The 20,022-nt window shown below is 70.3% G+C and carries 12 protein-coding genes; 4 read left to right on the top strand and 8 right to left on the bottom strand.

Translation table 11 applies throughout. The features are described 5' to 3' along the window. Positions 1-14: 14 nt before the first annotated feature. A complete protein-coding gene (locus tag NA8_RS28670; RefSeq protein WP_063053447.1) occupies positions 15-1,019 on the bottom strand; it encodes an alpha/beta hydrolase in 1,005 nt (334 codons plus the stop codon). Positions 1,020-1,247: 228 nt separating this feature from the next. On the opposite strand from NA8_RS28670, the gene NA8_RS28665 reads away from it, so the two are divergent. Then, the gene (locus tag NA8_RS28665) at positions 1,248-2,444 is read left to right on the top strand and encodes a lycopene cyclase family protein (RefSeq protein WP_063053446.1); all 1,197 of its coding nucleotides are present in this window, start codon (positions 1,248-1,250) and stop codon (positions 2,442-2,444) included. Positions 2,445-2,471: 27 nt separating this feature from the next. Here the strand turns inward: NA8_RS28665 and NA8_RS28660 are convergent, their stop codons facing one another. The 3 genes from NA8_RS28660 to NA8_RS28650 are packed head-to-tail and all read right to left on the bottom strand — an operon-like array spanning position 2,472 to position 5,151. Continuing rightward, the gene (locus tag NA8_RS28660) at positions 2,472-3,350 is read right to left on the bottom strand and encodes an ABC transporter permease (RefSeq protein ID WP_063053445.1); all 879 of its coding nucleotides are present in this window, start codon (positions 3,348-3,350) and stop codon (positions 2,472-2,474) included. After that, a complete protein-coding gene (locus NA8_RS28655; RefSeq protein WP_063053444.1) occupies positions 3,347-4,171 on the bottom strand; it encodes an ABC transporter permease in 825 nt (274 codons plus the stop codon). Before NA8_RS28655 ends, NA8_RS28660 begins: the two co-directional genes overlap by 4 nt. Continuing rightward, entirely contained in the window at positions 4,168-5,151 is a 984-nt protein-coding gene (locus NA8_RS28650; RefSeq protein WP_063053461.1) for a daunorubicin/doxorubicin resistance ABC transporter ATP-binding protein DrrA, read from the bottom strand. Before NA8_RS28650 ends, NA8_RS28655 begins: the two co-directional genes overlap by 4 nt. Before the next feature lie 364 nt (positions 5,152-5,515). On the opposite strand from NA8_RS28650, the gene NA8_RS28645 reads away from it, so the two are divergent. Continuing rightward, entirely contained in the window at positions 5,516-7,042 is a 1,527-nt protein-coding gene (locus tag NA8_RS28645) for an aldehyde dehydrogenase family protein (protein ID WP_084467159.1), read from the top strand. Between the two features lie 9 nt (positions 7,043-7,051). Here the strand turns inward: NA8_RS28645 and NA8_RS28640 are convergent, their stop codons facing one another. Further along, positions 7,052-8,290, bottom strand: coding sequence for a TetR/AcrR family transcriptional regulator (locus NA8_RS28640; protein ID WP_084467158.1), 1,239 nt, complete (start codon positions 8,288-8,290; stop codon positions 7,052-7,054). Positions 8,291-8,417: 127 nt separating this feature from the next. Here NA8_RS28640 and NA8_RS28635 point away from each other — a divergent pair, with 127 nt between their 5' ends. Both NA8_RS28635 and NA8_RS28630 read left to right on the top strand, forming a co-directional pair. After that, a complete protein-coding gene (locus NA8_RS28635) occupies positions 8,418-9,224 on the top strand; it encodes an enoyl-CoA hydratase (protein ID WP_063053443.1) in 807 nt (268 codons plus the stop codon). Between the two features lie 48 nt (positions 9,225-9,272). Next, on the top strand, positions 9,273-10,298 hold the full coding sequence (locus tag NA8_RS28630; protein ID WP_063053442.1) for an SDR family oxidoreductase: 1,026 nt from the start codon (positions 9,273-9,275) through the stop codon (positions 10,296-10,298). Positions 10,299-10,320: 22 nt separating this feature from the next. On the opposite strand, the gene NA8_RS28625 is transcribed toward NA8_RS28630, so the two are convergent. The 3 genes from NA8_RS28625 to NA8_RS28615 all read right to left on the bottom strand — a co-directional run. After that, positions 10,321-11,568, bottom strand: a complete 1,248-nt coding sequence (locus tag NA8_RS28625) for an Nramp family divalent metal transporter (protein ID WP_439957427.1) — start codon at positions 11,566-11,568, stop codon at positions 10,321-10,323. 139 nt (positions 11,569-11,707) lie between these two features. Beyond that, positions 11,708-12,697: an alpha/beta hydrolase gene (locus NA8_RS28620; protein ID WP_063053457.1), complete on the bottom strand. Its 990-nt coding sequence runs from the start codon at positions 12,695-12,697 to the stop codon at positions 11,708-11,710. Between the two features lie 236 nt (positions 12,698-12,933). Continuing rightward, a partial coding sequence (locus NA8_RS28615) for a non-ribosomal peptide synthetase (RefSeq protein WP_157106974.1) occupies positions 12,934-20,022 on the bottom strand: 7,089 nt, incomplete at its 5' end.

The following is a 20,022-nucleotide window of genomic DNA, read 5'->3' as shown; positions in this document are numbered from 1 at the left end:
TTATTCCCGACGAATCAGATTCCCAATGGAGCGGCGAGGGTCGACCACGAGTCCTTCAGCGCGTCCTCCCAATAGCCCCAGGAATGAGTGCCTTCCGGGCGGAAGTTGTATCGCGCCGGAATGCCGAGGCTGTCCAGCCGGTCTTTCATGTTGTGCGAGCAATAATTGGTGGCCGCCTCGATGACGCCGCCGACCACGAGTTGATTGGCGAAACCCCACGGACCGTTCAGCGAGTATTTTCCGCCGTACTGGTCGTAGACACCCGGCATGCCATTTCCACTGGCGATGTAGATGGATTTTCCGCGCAAACCCTCCGCCTGCACGTATGGGTCGTTGGCCGCCCATTGCTGGTCACCCGCGGGCCCCCACATGTTGTCCAGTTCCGCGAGGCCCCATTCCTCTACCGTCAGCCGGACGAACTCGCGGCCGACCGGATCGCTGGTCTGCGCGCAACCGCTATAGGCGGCCACGCTGGAGAACAGGTCGCCCGTGGTCGCGGCGAGCGCGAGGGTCGTGGTCCCCGACATCGAGAACCCGGCGAGGGCATTGCGCCCGCTGGTCCCGAGATACGAGTCGATCAGCGGTGGCAGTTCGCTGCTCAGGAAGGTCTTCCACTTCTGGCGTCCCAGCCTGGCGTCGTCCTTCTGCCAGTCCGCGTAATAGCTGAACATGCCGCCGATCGGCGTGACCGCGTGCACGTTCTTGTCCGCGAGGAATTGCATCGCATCGGTCTTCGTGGCCCAGGTGGAGCCGTCGATGCCACCGGCCGCACCGAGCAGCAGATACAGCACGGGCCGGGGAACGCTCGTGTCCGCGGCGCGCTGCACTTCCACCGGGATATCGAGATCCATGGCGGCGGAATGCACCATCAATGTCAGGCTCCGCGCATCGTGCTCCTGCACGGAAACTATGGAAGGCTCCGCGGGCGTCGCTTGCGCCGACACCGAAACCATTGCCGATGCGACGACGCCGATGACGGCCGCCGACAACACCAGCCGGCGGAGGTGGCTTCCTCTCATGACTCCCCTTATCCCGAATCCCGGAACGCGTCGCGTTCCGAGCCCAGGCTATGGTGCGCGTCGAGCCGATTCACGACTGAAGTTGCTGGGCCACTGATTCTGGGGGCATGCGCGAAAACGCAATTCCTACCGGCCAGGTCCGATCCGGGAAAAGCGAGACCCGAATTCCTTGGGCTCGCACGCCGCGAATAGTTGCGCTCGCATCGGCCGAGCGGATTGAATGCCGGTATGGGTGTCAGCGCGGGCCGGGAAGTCGATGTGTGCGTGGTCGGGCTCGGCCCCACCGGGCGGGCGCTCGCGCACCGCGCCATGCGCGCCGGGTTGTCGGTGACCGCGATCGACCCCCGCCCCGATCGGCTGTGGCCGCCCACGTTCTCCTGCTGGGTCGACGAGCTGCCGGAGTGGCTGCCGTCCACGGCCATCGCGACCACCATCCCCGCGCCCACGGTCTGGACGAAGACCGCGCATCGCATCGACCGCCCCTATTGCGTGTTGTCCAAGCCAGGCCTGCACGCGGCGCTGCCGCTCGACGACGCCACGGTCGTCGCGGGCCGTGCCACCCGGGTGGACGCGCGCGAGGTCGAGCTCGCCGACGGCACGGTGTACCGGGCCTGCGCGGTGTTCGACACCCGTGGGCTGCCCACGCTCGGCCGCCGCCGGGCCGCGAGCGCGCACGGCATCTTCGTCGACGCCGAGACGGCCGCGCCGATGATCGTCGAGGGCGAGGGCTTGCTGCTGGACTGGCGGCCGGACAACGGCGCGGGGCCGCAGGAGCCGCCGTCGTTCCTCTACGCGGTGCCGCTCGGCGACGGGACGGTGATCTTCGAGGAGACCAGCCTCGGTCTGCGGGGCGGCATGCCGCAGCACGAACTGCGCAAACGTACGCTGCACCGGCTCGCCGCGCACGGCATCAGGCTCACCGGCGCCGAACCGAGCGAGGCGGCGCACTATCCGCTCGACCAGCCGCCGCCACGGCGAGGCACGGCGCGCGCGATCCCGTTCGGTTCACGCGGCGGCATGATGCACCCGTGCACGGGGTACAGCGTCGCCGACTCACTGGCGCTGGTCGACACCGCGATCACCGCGCTGCGCCAGGGCCGCGACCCGATCGCCGCGCTGTGGCCGCCGCGCGCGCGGCTGGTGTATTGGATGCGGATGCGCGGCCTCTACGGCCTCGGCCGGCTCACCACCGAACAGTCCATCGCCATGTTCGACGCGTTCTTCAGCGCCTCCCCGCGCGGCCAGCGCGCCCTGCTGACCGCGCACGACGACTACGCCGCGCTGGGCGCGGTGCTGTTCGGCACGGTCGCGCACACCTGGCCGTTCCGCTGGCGCTTCGACCTGGTCGGCTGGACCAATCGGGACCGCTGGCTGGACTACGACTTCGCCGAACCGCGGGAAGAGGCCGAGCGCCGGACCCGGTGACCGGGCCGGCACGCGGCCCGCAGGCGGCTAGGGCCCCGTCTCCGCGGCCCGCCGGTATCCCCGGACCGCGGGGTAGGCGAAGACCACGATCATCCCGATCGTCCAGGCGAGCGTCTTGGTCAGCGGCTCTGCCACCGCCCCGCCGTAGGACAACCCGCGCATCGCGTCGATCGCGCAACTCATCGGCTGATTCGCCACCACGTCCTGCAACCAGACCGGGTAGGCGAAGACCGGGACGAAACCCGAGTTGAAGAACATCAGCAGCGTGCTGATCATGCCGATGATGTTCACCAGCATCACGCCCTCGGACACGGTGGCCAGCGCGGTGACCAGGACGGCGAACGCGACTCCGAACAGCACCGGGATGCCGATCAGCGCCAGCGCCGCGACCGGCCCCTGCCCGAACCGGAAACCGAGCAGCAGACCGACCACCACGACGAACACCGTGGTCACCAGGACGCGGATGGCCTCGGCGAGCAGGCGTCCGGTGAATCCGGCCGCACGGTGCACCGGCATCGTCCAGAACCGGCCGAGCAGCCCGGTCATCTTCTCGGTCTTGAAGCCGAGCGCGCTGACCACGGCACCGGACATCGCCGCGACCAACGTCAACAGCGGGACCGTGCCGTACACGGCGGGCATGCCGGTGGCTCCGGAGACGGGCTTGTTCAGCACGATGTAGAACATCACCAAGGTCAGCGCGGGATACACCAGCGTCTGGATCGTCGTCGCCGGATCACGCGCCCAGACCAGCAGCAGTCGCTTGCACTGGATCAGGCTCTGCGCCACCCAGGTAACCAGCGACCCTTCCGGCCGCGCCCGGACGACGGGAAGGGGTTCGGTCGCGCGGGCCTCGGGCTCCTCGGCCCGGTCGGCGGTGCGCTCCACGGTCGATTCCACCGAACTCATGACCGCCTCACACTCGCCCAGATCGCCAGCGGAACGAACGCCGCCGCCAGCCCGATCACCCACACCAGCGGAACCCACAGCACCTGCCAGGTCACCCCGTCGACCGCCATGTCGCGCAAGGCGAAGGAGAACTGGGAGATCGGCTGATTGCGCACGAACGGGCGAATCCACTCCGGGAAATTGCGTTCCGGCACGAACCCGCAGGAGAGCATGCCGAAGATCAGCGTCGGCAGGGTCAGCGCCTGGCTCAGCGACTCCGGACTCTTGGTCAGACTGCCGAGCCCGTCGGCGCCGATCGCGAGCACCGTGCCGACCGCGAGGGAGAACCCGCAGAACAGCACGGCCTGGCCGACGCCGGCGACGAAGCGGAAGCCGATCAGGTACCCGAACAGCACCGCCGCGGTGAGCGAGGTGACCGACCGGACCAGACCGGCGCAGATGCGCGAGGTGAAGGGCACCAGGATCCCGATCGGCATGGTCTGCAGGCGGGTGCTCAAGCCGGTCATCGCCTCGAACGCGGCCAATTGCGCGTTGGACATCATGGTGAAGGCCATGGTCTGCAACACGATGATCGGCATGACGTACTGGGCGTAGTCGACGCCCTGGATCTTCATCACATAGCGCAGCGGCAGGTAGAAACCGAGGGTGAAGATCAGCGGCGTGACCATCGCGACGATCAGCTCGCCCTTGGTCGCCATGGTGCGGACGATGCGGCCGGTCAGCGCGCGCCACTGGGCGAACGACGACAGCCGCGCCGCGGGGAGCTCGGCGAACAACGTCGCATCGGCCTGGATGTGCTCCGGGGCTGTCGCAGCGGTCACGCGTGGCCGCCCGAATGGCCGGTGATGGACAGGAACACGTCGTCGAGCGAGGGGCGGCGCAGCGCGATGTCGGCCAGGTCGACGCCGGCGCTGTCGAGCCTGCGCAGCGCCTCGGTCAGCGTGGCGGCGCCCTCCGGCGCCGGGATGGACAGACGGTCGCCGCCGTTCAGGTCGGCCAGCACCGCGGCGGGCACCAGATCGCCCAGCGCGTACGCGGCGGTGCGCAGCTTCTTCGGATCCAGCGGAACGACCTCGCAGTAGCTGCCGCCGGTCTTCTCCTTGAGTTCGTCGGCGGTGCCCTCGGCGATGACCGTGCCCTTGTCGATCACGATGATGTTGTCGCTGAGGACGTCGGCCTCCTCCAGGTACTGCGTGGTCAGCAGCACCGTGATGCCCTGCGTCTTCAGCGCGGTCACCAGGTCCCAGACGCCCTGCCTGCTGCGCGGGTCGAGGCCGGTGGTCGGCTCGTCCAGGAACACCACCTCGGGGCGCACCACCAGCCCGCACGCGATGTCGACGCGGCGGCGCATGCCGCCCGAGTAGTGGCGCACGGCGCGGCGGCCCGCGCTCACCAGGTCGAATTCCTCCAGCAACGTGTCGGCACGCTTGCGGGCCGCGGCCTTGCCCAAGCCCATCAGTCTGCCGAACAGCTCGAGGTTCTCCCGCCCGGAGAGGTTCTCGTCCAGCGCCGCGTACTGACCGGTCATCATGATCGAGCGGCGCACGCCCGCCGGGTCCTTCAGCACGTCGTACCCGGCGACGACGGCGGTGCCCGAGTCGGGGCGCAGCAGCGTGGAGAGCACCTTCACCATGGTCGTCTTGCCCGCGCCGTTGGGCCCCAGGATGCCGAGGACGGAGGCGCGTTCGGCGACGAAGCTGACGCCTTGCAGTGCATGCACATCGCCGAACGACTTGCGGACGTCCGTTACCCGGACCGCTGCGTCACCCGCATGCGAATCTGCTTGGTTGGAACTCGGCATCAACTCTCCACTATCGGCCGGTGCGGCGACCAGGTCGCCCGAGCGCAGGCGCACGCTCGGATTGGTGATCCGTCGCGCTCGGCGTGATGTTACCGGCCCGATCGCGCGGGCTTCCGCGTCGCGCGCGGTACCCGCAGCAGCGTGCGCCCATTGTGTCCTTACTCACATTTCTCGCTGCCCGTCGGCCGCGCAAGGGATCCACGCTGGTGAGCGCGATCCGGTGCGGCGGCGAGCCGACGGCCGAGCCTTGTCGACCCGCCGCGCCAGACCATAGTCTGCTTCGCGGGGGAAAACACTCACTCGTCCGCGGCTGCGGGCCCGTTCAGTGGTCCGCACGCCGGTTTCGACACTGCGAGAGGTGATCATGGCCGAGTCCGCGCAGCCACAACTGGCGGCGCGTCCGGGAGGAACGGGCCGAACGAACGTGCTGACGTCCTATGATCCGCGCACCGGCGAGGTCGTGGGCAACTACGCCGTGATGGGTGCGGCCGAGCTGAATCGCGCGGTGCGCGCGGCGCGCGCGGCCGAGAAGTGGTGGATCGAGCTGGGTTTCAGCAGCCGGAAGCGGTGGTTGCTGGACTGGAAACGCGAAATCGCCCGGCGCTCCGGTGAATTGGTCGCCCTACTGTGCGAGGAAACCGGGAAGCCGGAAGCGGACGCCGCGATCGAGGTGATGCTCGCGGTGGAGAACCTGGACTGGGCCGCGCGCAACGCGGGACGCGCGCTGGACCGGCGGCGCGTCGGTTCCAGCTGGCTCACCCGCAACCAGCGGGCCTCGGTCGGCTATCTGCCGCTGGGCGTGGTCGGTGTGCTCGGCCCGTGGAACAACCCCGTGTTCACCCCGATGGGCTCGATCGCCTACGCGATGGCGGCGGGCAACGCCGTGGTGTTCAAGCCGCACGAACTGACCACCGGCGTCGGCGTGTGGCTGGCCGACAGCTGGTCCCGGCTCGCGCCGAACCAACCGGTGCTGCAAGTGGTCACGGGCGACAAGGCCACCGGTACGGCGCTGTGCCGGGCGAAGGTCGACAAGATCGCCTACGCCGGTTCGGAGGCGGACGCGCGCGAGGCGATCTCGGTGTGCGCGCAGACCATGACGCCGGTCGTGGTGGAGCGCAGCGGCAAGGGCAGCATGGTCGTGCACGTCGACGCCAAGCTGGACGACGCCGCCGAGGCCGCCGTGTTCGGCGCGATGGCCAACGCCGGGCAGAACGCCACCGGCATCCAGCGGGCCTACGTCGCCCAGTCGGTCTACGACCGCTTCCTCGACCTGGTCGCGGAGCAGGCCCGCAAGCTGCGGCCGGGCGCAGACCGGAAGGCGTCCTACGGCCCGATGATCATGGAGTCGCAGGTCGACGTGGTGCGCAGGCAGGTGCGCGACGCGGTGGCCCGCGGCGGCCGCGCGGTGGTCGGCGGGCTGGACTCGATCCGCGACCCCTACATCGAGCCGATCGTGCTGGCCGAGGTGCCGGAGGAGAGCATCGCGATCACGGGCGAGGGCATCGGCCCGGTGCTCATCGTGAACAAGGTGGCGAGCATGGACGAAGCCGCCGAGCGGATCAACGCGGTCGGCACCGATGTCGCGGTGTCGGTGTTCACCAGGGACGTGCACGAGATCGAGGCGTTCGCCGAGCAACTGCGCGCCGGGGTGGTGACCATCAACTCCTCGACCGCTTACGCGGGCATTCCCGCACTGCCCTTCGGCGGAGTGGGCGAATACGGCCAGGGCCACAGCCACGGCGACCAGGGATTGCGGGAGTTCAGCCGGACCCTGGCCATCACCCGCAAGCGGTACCAGGCGCCGGTGAACCTGTCCACGTTCGATCGGCATCCGCGCCATCTCCGCGTGGCCAGGGCGATCTTCCGGATCCGGCACGGCCGCCGTCCCTGACGCGGACGGCTAGTCGAGCAGCACCGCGTCCATGAGCGCGGTGACCCGGGCCAATTGCGCGGGGCGGGGATCGAATCGGATCAGCCTGCCCACATCGATCACCTGACTGATGGCTGCGTGCACACGGAAGCGCGCCTCTACCTGGTCCCCGTCCAGCAGGTTGGCCCACTCCAGCACGTTCTGCCGCTGAATGGCGCGCAGCTTGTGCTGCTCGGACTGCGGCAGGTTGCCGAACTCGGCGTAGTAGACCGCCATGATCTCGGGCATGGCGAAACTCAACTTGGCGTAGCGGTCGGCCACGCGCCGCGCCGCGTCGGGCCTGCTCGTCGCCTCGGCCAGCGCCTCGGTGATCGCGATGGCCAGCCGGTCGCCGGTGCGATGGAACGCCGCGGCGAGCAGGTCGGCCTTGCTCGAGAAGTACCGGTACACGCTGGAGGCGTTGATGCCGACGGCGGCGCCGATCTCCTCGATGCTCGCCTCGTGGTAACCCTGCCGCCCGAAGATCCGGATGGCCTCGGTGAGCAACTGTTCGCGCTTGGAGGTGACGGGGATGCCGCGCACGGGCGGGCCCGGATCCGGTTCGGCCGGGGCGGGAGGCAGTTCCGTGCGCAGGATGGCCCAGGACATCTGGTGCAGCAGCGGAAGCAGCCGAGCGCTCGACAGCGCGGTGCGGTGCGCGGCGATGCTGGCGATCGCGCTGAGCACGCCCGCGGCCAGCATCGCCACGTCCGCGGGCGGGGCCTCGGGTCGCAGCAGCGCGATGGGCGTCGCGAGGGTGTTGTTCAGGTCGTCGTAGATCTTCCTGATCCGGATCCGGTCATCGCGCTCGAGATAGCGCCGTTCCCAGCGGTAGAGACCGGCCTCGCGGCGGATCTCGACGGTGTGCTCGCTGATCGCGCGGATCAGCGCGTCCGCGCGCCGCACCGGGTCCAGCCGGATGTCGTCGGCCGACTCGGCGACGGTCAGCAGGTGCCGCGCGCCTTCCTCGGCGGCCGCGACCAACAGCGCGTACTTGTTCGTGAAATGCCGGTAGAGGGCCGGACCGGAAATGCCGACTTCGGCGGCGATCTCGTCCACGCCCACGGGGTAGTACCCGCGTTCGCTGAACGCGCGCGCGGCCGCCCGGATGATCTGGACCTTGCGGTCCTTCGGACGCCGGCGCACCGACGGCGCGCCCTCGGCGCCCGTCCTGCTGCCCGGTTCGGGCCGCGCGGGAGCGAGGTCGACCTCGCTGCGATCCGCGACCATGCACCTCTCCGTTCTCCGGCGGCGCTGGTTGACAGCGCCCGACACTGGAACCTAAGTTAACCACAATTCGCAAAGTTAACCACTATTCACGGCCTGGCGTCCGCCGAATTGCAGCCTAGGAGCGAACATGAGCAACAACGATTCCGCGGTCCCCGTCGCCGCTAAGTTCACGGCGGTCCAGGACGGCAAGGTGCTCCGGGTCACGATCACCAACCCGAAGCGGAAGAACGCCATCGACTACGACACCATGGTCGCGCTCGGCGACACCTTCCGCGCGGCGGCCGAGGACCGCGCGGTGCGGGCGATAGTACTCACCGGCGAGGGCGGCGATTTCTGCACCGGCGCCGATCTGTCGGCGAGCGCGGACGAGGCGCGACGGGGCATCACCTCGGACATGGTCATGGACGCGGCGAACCGGCTGGTGCGCGCCATCGTGGACGCGCCGGTGCCGGTGATCACGCGCATCCGGGGCGCCGCGGCGGGCGTCGGCGTCGGCATCGCGCTGGCCGCCGACCTGGTCTACGCGAGCGAGGACTCCTATCTGCTGCTGGCCTTCATCAACATCGGCTTGATGCCCGACGGCGGCGCGGCCGCGCTGGTCGCGGCGGCGGCGGGCCGCCCGCTGGCGGCGCGGATGGCACTGCTCGGCGAGCGGCTGCCCGCCCGGGAAGCCGCGACCGCCGGGCTGTTCACCGCGGTCGTGCCCGACGGCGAACTCGATGCCGCGGTCGAGGCCGGGGTCGAGAAGATCGCGGCCGGTCCGCGCCGCGCGCTGGAACTCACCAAGCAGGCGCTGAACCAGGCCACGCTGGCCGCACTGGACACGGCGCTGGCCGCGGAGAAGGAAGGCCAGACCGAACTGCTGCGCTCCCCCGATTTCGTCGAGGGCGCCACCGCGATGCTCACCAAGCGCAAGCCCGTCTTCGCCGACTGATCGGCCCGCCGGAACGTACCGCCCGGCAAGCGACTATGTTCATCGGCTATGACTTACCTGGTTACCGGGGCAACTGGGTTCATCGGTCGGTTCCTCATCCCCGAGCTGCTGAAACGCGAGGGTGACATCCATGTACTGGTCCGGCCGGGCGACGCCTCGGCCGACCGGTTCGCCTGCTGCGCGCAGGAATGGGCGGGCGGCGACCGCGTCCGTCCGGTGCGCGGCGATCTGGGCGCCCCCGGGCTGGGCATCGACCCGACCTGGCTGGCCCGGCATCGCGGCGCCATCGAGCACGTCTTCCATCTGGCCGCCGGCTACGACCTGACCGAGCGCGGCGGCGGGACCAGGCACCTGGTCGACGTCGCCGAGGTGCTGCGGGCCGATCTGCTGCACCACGTCTCGACCGTGGAGGTGGCCGGGTCCAGCGAGGGCCTGTTCACCGAGGACATGTTCGATCACGGCCAAGTGCTCACCACACCCGCGCAACGAGCGCGGTTCGAGGCCGAGCGAATCGTGCGCGAGTCGTCGCTGCGCTGGCGCATCTACCGGCCCTCGATCGTGATCGGGCATTCCAGGACCGGCGAGACCGACCGCATCGACGGCCCGTACTACTTCTTCCGCCTGCTGCGCATGGCCGCGCAGCTGCCCCGGCTGCTGCCGGTGCTGGTGCCCGAGCTGGGCGAGACCAACATGGTTCCGGTGGACTTCGTCGCCCGCGCCCTCGACCACATCGCCCACCGCTCCGGCTCGGACAAGACCACCTACCACCTGGTGGATCCGCGCAGGCAGAGCGCGGTGGACGCGCTGAACCTGTTCGCCGACGAGGCCGGCGCGCCGCACCTGGTCGAGGTCATGCCCAAGCGCACGCTGAACATGATGTTGCGCGTCCCCGGCGCGAACTGGCTGCTGCCCCGGGTGGGCGTGCCGCTGGATGTTCTGGAGCACAGCGAATTCACCTGCTGGTTCGACTGCAGGCACACCAGCGCGGCGCTGGCGGGCACCGACATCCGGGTGCCGCCGTTGGACGCCTACGCGCCGCGCATCTGGAAGTACTGGATCGAGAACTGGGTCTGATCGGCGCGCCCCATCGGCCGGGCTACCGTCCGGTGACGGTGAGATAGATCAGGGCGGCGTTGAGAACGGAGATGATCGCGGCGACCGTCCAGGCCAGCCCGGTGGTCAGGCGGCGGTTGACGTCCTCGCCCATCAGCTCGCGGTCGCTGGTGAAGCGCACCAGCGGGATCAGCGCGAAGGGTATGCCGAACGACAGCACCACCTGGGAGATGATCAGCGCGCGCGTCGGGTCGATCCCGGTGGCCAGGACCACGATGGCCGGGATCAACGTGATCAGCCTGCGCGTCAGCAGCGGGATCCGCTTGCGCAGCAGGCCCTGCATGATCATCGCGCCCGCGTAGGCGCCGACCGACGTCGAGGCCAGGCCGGAGGCGAGCAGGCCGATCGCGATCAGCAGCGCGGCGGCCGGGCCGAGGACCTCGCCGACGGCGGCGTGCGCGTCCTCGATGGTCTCGACGTCCCGCCCGCGCAGGGTGCCCGCCGCCATCAGCAGCATGGCCAGGTTCACCGTGCCCGCCAAAACCATGGCCAGTCCGACGTCGACCTTGGTGACCCGTAGCAGCCTGGTGCGCAGCGGCCCCGCCGCCGGATGCCCGTGCCGGTCGCGGGCCAGGCCGGAATGCAGGTAGACCGCGTGCGGCATGACCGTCGCACCGATCATGGCGGCGGCGAGCAGGACGCTCTCGGTGCCTTGGAAGCGCGGCAGCAGACCGCCGACCGTGCCCGTGACCGACGGCGGGGAGATCACCACGCTCGCCAGGAAGCCGATCGCGATGATCGCGAGCATCCCGGTGATCACCCGCTCGAACGGCTGCTGGCCGTGCCGGTCCTGCACCAGCAGCAGGCCCATCGACACGGCGCCGGTGATCACGCCGCCGACCAGCATGGGCAGGCCGAACAGCAGGTGCAGCGCGATCGCGCCGCCCACCACCTCCGCCAGGTCGGTGGCCATCGCGACCGTCTCGGCCTGGCCCCAGTACGCCAGCCGGACCGGACCGCTCGCCTGCTCGCGTACCGCCTCAGGCAGCGACCACCCGGTCACGAGCCCGAGCTTGGCCGACAGGAACTGGACCAGCCCCGCCATCACGTTGGCCAGAACGATGACCCAGACCAGCAGGTAGCCGAATTGCGCGCCCGCACTGATGTTCGACGCGACGTTGCCGGGATCGACGTAGGCGATGGCCGCCACGAACGCGGGCCCCAGCAGCACCGTCACGGCACGTGCTCGCCCGGTGACGGACCTGGTCGACTCGGCCAACGTTATACCCACGAACAGAATTTTACGGGTACCCGAACTTTTCGTTGCCGTTCGGCCTATAAACCGACCGCCTGGTTGCCGCAGCGCGGCGACCAGGCGGTCGGGGAGGTTCAGCCGGGCGTCCCGGCTTCGCGCGTCAGCGCGGTGGCGATCAGATGCCGAGCCCCTTCGCGAGCACGGGCCACGACATCAGGAACTCGTCGCGCCAGTAGCCCCACGAGTGGGTGCCCGAGTTGCGGAAGTTGTAGGTGGCCGGGATGCCCAGCTCGTTCAGCCGGTTCTGCAGGTTGTGCGTGCAATAGTTGGTGCCCGCCTCGATCACACCGCCGATGACGATCTGGTTGGCCAGACCGTACGCGCCGGGAAGGGCGTACTGGCCGTTGAGCGTGTCGTACTGGCCGGGCAGGCCGTTGCCGGTGGAGATGTACAGGTCGAGCCCGCGCAGCCCCTCGGCGTTCACGTACGGGTCGTTGGCCACCCAGTCGGCCGAGCCTTCGGGACCCCACATGTTGTCGGTGTTGCCGCCGCCCCAGGTCTCGACGGTCAGCTTGACGAACTCCGAGCCGACCGGGTCACTGGTCTGCGCGCAGCCGCTGTAGGCCGCGGCGGCCTTGTACAGGCCCGGCTTGGAGATCGGCAACGCCAGCACGGTGGTGCCCGAGGTGGACAGGCCCGCGATGGCGTTCACGCCGTTGGTGCCCAGCGCGCCGTCCACCAGCGGGGGCAGCTCCTCGGTGAAGAAGGTCTTCCACTTGTTGCGGCCGAGTACCGGGTCGTCCTTGATCCAGTCGGTGTAGTAGCTCCACTTGCCGCCGATCGGCTGGATCACGTTGACGTTCTTGTCCGACAGGAACTGCAGCGCGTCGGTCTTCGCCTGCCACGAGGCCTCGTCCTCGCCGCCGCCCGCGCCGTTGAGCAGGTACAGCGTGGGACGCGGCACGGAGGCGTCGGCCGGGCGCTGGACGTCGATGATGATCTTCTCGTCCATCGCCGCCGAGTACACGTACAAGCGGATGCTGCGCTCGTCCTTGTACTCGGCTTTGGTGATACGCGAACCGTCCGGGGCGACCGGGTTGCCCAGCAGGCTCTTGGAATCGATGATCGGATCAGCTGTCGCGCCGGACGCGCCGAGACCGGTCATCACTCCCGCGAGCACCGCGGTTGCCGCGATCGCGGCCGCGACCCGCAGGCCACCGCGCCGGCTCTGTCGACGTATCAATTTCGCACCTTCGCTTCGTCTCGAGATTCGCTCTGCATGCCCCACGCGCCGGAGTGGATGCCCAGCACCACGCCCGACCATACGGCCTATGTAGTCGTCACGACAGGGGACTTCGTTACCGCACCGTTGCCTATCATGCCCGAACGGTGTCGGTTCGATCATGACCGCCCCATAATCCGTGTCGCTTCCCACCGCGGGGGATCGAGCAACTCGGACAATCGGGGACCGATCTGCGCCAGCGCTTCCGGCGCCGTCATCTGATCGTGCGGGACGCCGACGGGATGATCGTCGACCCGACCGTCGACATAACGTTGCCAGCCATCCGCCGCGGTCTCGTGACCGGCCGCGCTGAAGTAGTCCAGCCTGCCGCGGAAGACCTCCGGCCGGTGCTCGGCGATCAGCTCGGCCGAGCGCACCGCGCTGCGGTAGATCCGGCGCACCCGGTCCGGGGTGAGCACCGCCATGTCCGGCGGGATGGTGGCGTGCAGCGCGGCCAGCGCCTCTTCGCTCAGATCGTGGATGTCGCCGTGGGCGGGCAGCAGCGCGTCCGCGCCGATGCCCAGTTCGGCCAGCGCCTCCCGGATCGCCGCGCGGAAGTCGGTGACGTCGATGTCGGTATGGCTGTCGAGCATGGTCAGCAGCCCGATCTCCTCCCCCGCGGCCTGCAACTGGGTCGCCACCGCGTGCGCCAGCACACCGCCGAGCGACCAGCCGAGCAGCCGGTAGGGCCCGTGCGGCTGCACCGCGCGGATCTCGGCCACATAGCGGTGCGCCATCTCGGCCAGTGACTCGGGCAGGTAGCCCTCTTCGGTCAGCGCGGGCGACTGCAGGCCGAAGATCGGCGTGCTCGCGGGAACGTAGCGGGCGAGGCCCGCATAGCACCAGGACAATCCGTACATCGGATGCAGGCAGAACAGCGGTTGGGCGGCGGCCACGTCGTGCGGCACCATCGTCCGGATCGGCAGCAGCACACCGAGCGCCGCGTTCGAATCCTGGTCGTAGTCGTGGTCGTCGGCCAGCGCGGCCAGGATCCGGGCCGCCAGCGCCGCCGGAGTGGGATCGGTGAACAACCACTGCACCCGCACCTCGGCGCCGGTGAGCGCGCGCAGCCTGCTGACCGCGCGGGTGGCGACCAGCGAGGTGCCGCCCAGATCGAAGAAGCCGTCGTCCATGCCGACCCGCTGTCCGGCGCCGGACGCGAGCACCTCGTCGAACACCTCGAGCACGGTCCGCTCCAGCGGCGTGCCGGGTGCCCGGTACGGCCGGGTCACCAGCCGCGGCTCGGGCAGCGCCTTGCGGTCTAGTTTGCCGCTGGCGTTGAGCGGAAGCCCGGCGAGGGCGACGACAGCCGAGGGCACCATGTACGACGGCAGCGCGGCACGGGCATGGGTCAGCACCGCGGCCTCGTCGATGGTCTCCCCCGGCCCGGCGACCACATAGGCGACCAGCCGGTCACCGGTCGCGCCACGTACCACCGAGACCGCGGCCTGCCGCACCTGGGGATAGCCGGTCAGCACGGCCTCGATCTCACCGAGCTCCACGCGCTGGCCGCGCAGCTTGACCTGGAAGTCGCCGCGACCCAGATATTCCAGCACGCCGTCGCGCCAGCGCACGATGTCGCCGGTGCGATAGAGCCGGTCGCCGCCCGTATGGGCGACGAAACGCTCGGCGGTGAGGGTCGGTGCGCCGAGATAGCCGCGCGCCAACTGCACACCCGCGACGTACAACTCGCCCGCCGCGCCCGGCGGCACCGGCCGCAAGTGCCGGTCGAGTACGTGCACGCGAGTATTGGCCACCGGAACGCCGATCGGCACCGCCGTGGCGGCGTCGCGCACGGGATGGCCGGTGACCACGGTGGCCTCGGCCGGGCCGTACCAGTTGACCAGCACGGCGCCGGGCACGGCCGCGGCGAAGGCCGCCGCGGTCTCCCCGGACAACGCCTCACCCGCGGCGAACACCCGCCGCAGCGACGGGTACTCCGCGGCCGGATTCGCGGCCGAGTCCAGGAACGCGTCCAGCATCGACGGCACGAAATGCGCCGTCGTGACCGCGTTCTCGATGATGAGGCGGGCCAGATACGCGGGGTCGCGATGGCCGTCGGGCGCGGCGATCACGATCGACGCGCCGGTCTGCAACGGCCAGAACAACTCCCAGGCGGAGATGTCGAAGGTGATCGGCGTCTTGTGCAGCACCACGTCGCCGCGGTCGTGCGGATAGGCCGCCTGCGCCCAGCGGAACTGGTTGACCATCTGCCGGTGCGTGATCATCACGCCCTTGGGCCGACCGGTCGAGCCGGAGGTGTAGATGACATAGGCGACGGTGTCCGGGTACCTGTGCTCCTGCGGCCACGGTCCTTCGTACGGAGCCAGATACAGCGTGTCCACCGCGACCACGGGCACATCGGTCGCGGTGTCGAACGCGTCGGCGGTGGTGGTCAGCACACAGATCGGAGCGGCGCTGCCGAGGACGTACTCGCTGCGCTCGGCCGGGTGGTCCGGATCGATCGGGACGTAGCCGCCGCCGGCCCGCAACACCGCGTAGATCGCGACGACCAGATCGATGCCGCGCCGCATGGCCACGGCGACCAGCGTCTCCGGACCGACTCCCCAGCGCATCAGCTCCACGGCCAAGGACCGGACGCGCGAGTCGAGTTCGGCGTAGCTGAGCGCGGTCTCGCCGAAGCGCACCGCCGGCGCGTCCGGCGTGCGCGCCACCTGCGCGTCGAACAGCGTCAGCAATGTCGCGTCGTCGAGGAACTCCGGCACACCGGTGGCGTTGCGCGCGGCCGATTCGGCGCGCTCGTCGTCCAGCAGCGCGTCGACCTCGCCGACGCGCGCCTGCGGGGTGGTCACGAAACGATCGATCAGCGCCGCGAGCCGCTGCGCGAGAGCACGCGCCGCCGGTTCGCCGGTCACGTCGCGCAGGTACTTCACCGAGACGCGCAACTGGCTGTCCAGCACCACCATCACCGTGAACGGATAGTGGGTGCCGTTGACCGCGCCGACACCGGTGACGTTCATGCCATCGATGGCGCCGGCCTGGTCCAGGCCCTCCCGGTCCACCGGGAACGACTCGAACACGACCAGCGAGTCGAACAACCCCTCCACGCCGACGGCTTCCTGGATGTCGCTCAGGCCCAGGTAGTGGTAGTCCAGCAGCGCGGCCTGCTCGGTCTGCAACCGGCGCAGCAGCCCGCTCAGCGTGCTGGTCGCGTCCAGGCGCACCCGCACCGGGATCGCGTTGAGGAACAGTCCCACCATCGCCTCGACACTGTCGAGCTGAGGCGGCCTGCCCGACACGGTGGCGCCGAAGACGACGTCGTCGCGGTCGACGGTGCGTCCGATCAGCAGACCCCAGGCCGCCTGCACCACGGTGTTCACCGTGACGCCGAGCCCCGTGGCGAGCCGGGTCAGCGCGGTGGTGTCGGCCTGCGACAGCTCGAACCCGACTTCGCCGACGCCCGCGGAGATCTCGCGGCCCGGGTCGACCGGCGCCAACGGCGTCGGCTCGGTGATACCGGCCAGCGCGCCGCGCCACGCCGCGCGGGCCGCTTCGGTGTCCTGCTCGACCAGCCACGCCAGATAGTCGCGATAGCGCGGTACCGCGGGCAGGTGCCGGGAGTTACCGCCGGACGCGTACAGCGTGAGCAGATCCTTCATCAACAGGGGCATGGACCAGCCGTCGACGAGGATGTGGTGACTGGTCACCAGCAGGTGATAGCGGGCGGCGGCGGAGCGGATCAGCGCGAAACGCAGCAGCGGCGCGGTCCGCATGTCGAAGTGGTCGGCCAGATCGGCCGCCTTGATCCGCTCCAGCTCGGCGGCGGCCGCGGCCGGTTCCAGGTGGCACAGGTCGATCAGCCGCCACGGCACCTCCAGCGCATCCTGCACGATCTGCACGGGCTTGCCCTCGCTGTCGTCGGCGAAGGCGACCCGCAGATTGTCGTGCCGGTCCAGCACCGCTTGCGCGGCCGCCCGCATCCGGTGGGCGTCCACCGCGCCGCCGAGATCGAGCACGAACTGAGTGGTGTAGACGTCCACCGAGTGCTCCGCGAGCAGGGCGTGGAACAGCATGCCCGATTGCAGCGGCGTGAGCGGCCAGGCGTCGGACAGGTCGGGGTAGGCGCGGGCGAAGCGATCGATATCGGGCTGCTTGAGCCGCACCAGCGGGAAGTCCGACGGGGTGAAGCCGCCCGCGTCCGGGCGCAGGCCGTGCTCGGCCAGGCCGCCGAGTGCGCGAATCCAGTGCTCGGCGAAGGTTTTCGCGTCCTCGCCGCGGAACGCGGCGGCGGCGAAGTCGAACCGGGCGAGCAGGCCGTCGTCCGTGGCGTCGACGGTGAGCACGAGCAGCAGATCGTCGGACGGGATGTCGGTGTGCACCCGCGCCGGGCGCAGATCCCGGTAGCGCAGCGCGAACCGGCCGCGGCCGAGACCGCGCAGTTCGGCGCCCGTCTCGGCGTTGAGGTGGCGCAACAGGCCGTAGCCGACACCGTGCGAGGGCACCGATCGGCGCAGTTCCTTGATCTGCGCGATCGCCGTGCCCGCCGCCGGGCCGCCGATCAGGGCGTCATCGATGTCGATCCTGGTCAGCCGCAGTGGCAGCGGGTATTCGGTGACGAAGCCGCCCACCGTGCTCTCTGCGTCGGCGCCGGTGACCGCGCGACCGTCGGCGGGCAGCCGGACGACCGAACCGATGGCGCGGGTGACGGTCTCTCCCGCGGAGGTCCGCAGGGCCAGCGCCAGTGCGGTGAGCAGGATGTCGTCCACCCCGGCGTGGTACGCCTCGGCGGCCGCGGCGACGGCCTCCGCGCCCTCCGCGGTGATCGTGAGCGACACCCGGCTGCGTGCGCGCAGATCTCGGCCGTCGGCGCCGGCGCCCTCCGGGACCGTGCCCAGGGCCCTTCGCCACCAATCCATTTCGGCTACGATGCCCGGATCGCGCGCCTCGGCCGACAGGGTTCGGATGAGCGCGCCGAGACCGGATTCGGGGCCCGCGGGCACGGCGTGGCGTGCCCGGTTCCAGCGGGCGGTGAGCTGGTCGACGATGGCCCGCCAGGAGACGTCGTCCACCACGAGGCTGCTGGCCACGACGATGAGCGTGGAGCGGCCCTCCGGACCGCCGGTGAGCACGAAGTAGATGTTGCGGCCCTGCTCGGGATCGAGGGCGGCCGCGACCGCCTGCACCACGTCGTCGATGGGCAGCGACGTCTCGCCACGCTGCGGGTCCAGCCGGCGGAACGCCTCGCCGGTACGTTCGGCGGCGGGGGGAATGCGCAGCGACGCGGCGCCTTCGTCGTCGTAGCGCACCTGCGCCCACAGCATGGGGTGCTGGTCGAGCACGGCGGTCACCGCGCCGTGCACCGTCTCCACCGGGCAGGTCTCGGGGACGTCGAGTGCGACGGCTCGCACTTCGATGCCCTCGTCCAGCATGCGCGCCGCGTGCGGCGTGAGCGGTAGCTCGCCCGCCTCGTCGCCGGGGCCGCCCGCGACGGCGGCGGCGCGGGCCAGTGCGGCGACGGTCCGATGTTCGAAGACGTCACGCGGCGAGAAACCCACCCCGCGTGCGCGGGCCCGGGAGACCACCTGAAGGGACACGATGCTGTCGCCGCCGAGGGCGAAGAAGTCGTCGTCAAGGCCGACCCGCTCGACGCCGAGCACCTCGCCGATCACCTCGGCGATCACGAGTTCGGCCGGCGTCCGCGGGGCACGATAGGCGCGCGCGTCCAGCTCAGGCTCCGGCAGGGCCTTACGATCCAGCTTGCCCACCGGCGTCAGCGGGATCGCGTCGAGCACGACGATCGCCGTCGGAACCATGTACTCCGGCAGCGTGCGCCCGACCCGCTCGGTCAGTGCAGCCGGGTCCACCGTGGCATCCCCGGCCGGCAGCACGTAGGAGACGAGCATCGTCGCGCCGGATGGGGTCGCACGGCCGAGGGTCACCGCGAAGCCGACCTCGGGCTGCGCCGCCAGCGCGGCATCGATCTCACCGAGTTCGATGCGGAAGCCGCGCACCTTCACCTGGAAGTCGTTGCGGCCCACGTATTCCACGACCGGCGCGGTGCCGGCGCGACGCCAGCGCACCAAGTCGCCGGTGCGGTAGAGGCGCTCACCGGGTGCGCCGTACGGGTCGGCCACGAACCGGGCTGCGGTGAGCGCGGGACGTGCGTGATAGCCGCGCGCGAGCTGGATGCCGCCCAGATACAACTCGCCCGTGACGCCTTCGGGCACCGGACGCAGCCTGCTGTCGAGCACCAGCGACCGCGTGCCGCGGATCGGACCGCCGATCGTCACCGGTTCGCCGGGCCGCAGCGGGTCGCTGATGTTGGTCATGATGGTGGTCTCGGTCGGCCCGTAGCCGTTGTGGAAATCACGCTCCGGCACGGTGGTCCACCTGGCCGCCAGATCGGCGGGCACCGCTTCACCGCCCGCCACGACGGTCCGCATCCCCGGCAGCGCGTCCGGGTCGAGCGAGGCGAGCACGGAGGGAGTGAGGAAGGCGTGCGTGACGCGCTCGGCGCGGATCAGTTCGGCCAGCTCCTCGCCACCGAAGGTCAGCGGCGGCGCTACCACGAGCCCTCCCGCGGCGCCCAGCGCGAGCAGTAGTTCCAGCATCGACGCGTCGAACGAGGGCGACGCGAACGCCAGAGCCCGGGCGGACGGATCGAGCCGGTAGCGCTCCACCTGCTCGGCGCTGAAATTCGCCAGGCCGGCATGGGTGATCACGACGCCCTTCGGCAGACCGGTCGAGCCGGAGGTGTAGATCACATACGCGGCGTTGCCCGCGCGCAGCGCTCCGCGCAGTTCGGCCGGCCGCAACGGCTGGTCGGAGCGCACGGCGACGTCGTGGGTGAAGTCGGGATCGTCCAGGGCGACCCATGTGCCGGCGGCGAGGACGGGCAGATTCTCCAGCTCGGCGGTGAGCGTCACGCCGAGCGCCACGCCGGAATCGGCGACCATGTGCGCGATGCGGTCGGCCGGATAGGCCGGGTCGATCGGGACGAACGCCGCCCCGGTCTTGGCCACCGCCCACAGGGCCAGCACGGCTTCCACCGAACGACGGAGCGCGATGGCGACCGGTACCTCCGGCCCCGCGCCGCGGTCGATCAGCGCGCGCGCCAATTGCGCGGACGCCGCGTCGAGTTCGGCGTAGCTGAAGGTGCGGTCGTCGGCGACCACGGCGACACCGGCCGGGTTCGCGGCGACGGCGGCGGACATCAGGTCCGGCAGCGTGCGCGGCGGCACGGCGGG

The organism is Nocardia arthritidis NBRC 100137, from assembly GCF_001612765.1.
GTDB lineage: Bacteria > Actinomycetota > Actinomycetes > Mycobacteriales > Mycobacteriaceae > Nocardia > Nocardia arthritidis.
This window is presented reverse-complemented; position numbering and strand designations above follow the sequence as displayed.

Bases quoted from the DNA above. Each gene is read 5' to 3' on its own strand.
- NA8_RS28670 (WP_063053447.1), bottom strand. From the start codon at position 1,019: ATGAGAGGAAGCCACCTCCGCCGGCTGGTGTTGTCGGCGGCCGTCATC.
- NA8_RS28665 (WP_063053446.1), top strand. From the start codon at position 1,248: ATGGGTGTCAGCGCGGGCCGGGAAGTCGATGTGTGCGTGGTCGGGCTC.
- NA8_RS28635 (WP_063053443.1), top strand. From the start codon at position 8,418: ATGAGCAACAACGATTCCGCGGTCCCCGTCGCCGCTAAGTTCACGGCG.
- NA8_RS28650 (WP_063053461.1), bottom strand. From the start codon at position 5,151: ATGCCGAGTTCCAACCAAGCAGATTCGCATGCGGGTGACGCAGCGGTC.
- NA8_RS28620 (WP_063053457.1), bottom strand. From the start codon at position 12,697: ATGACCGGTCTCGGCGCGTCCGGCGCGACAGCTGATCCGATCATCGAT.
- NA8_RS28660 (WP_063053445.1), bottom strand. From the start codon at position 3,350: ATGAGTTCGGTGGAATCGACCGTGGAGCGCACCGCCGACCGGGCCGAG.
- NA8_RS28640 (WP_084467158.1), bottom strand. From the start codon at position 8,290: ATGGTCGCGGATCGCAGCGAGGTCGACCTCGCTCCCGCGCGGCCCGAA.
- NA8_RS28645 (WP_084467159.1), top strand. From the start codon at position 5,516: ATGGCCGAGTCCGCGCAGCCACAACTGGCGGCGCGTCCGGGAGGAACG.
- NA8_RS28630 (WP_063053442.1), top strand. From the start codon at position 9,273: ATGACTTACCTGGTTACCGGGGCAACTGGGTTCATCGGTCGGTTCCTC.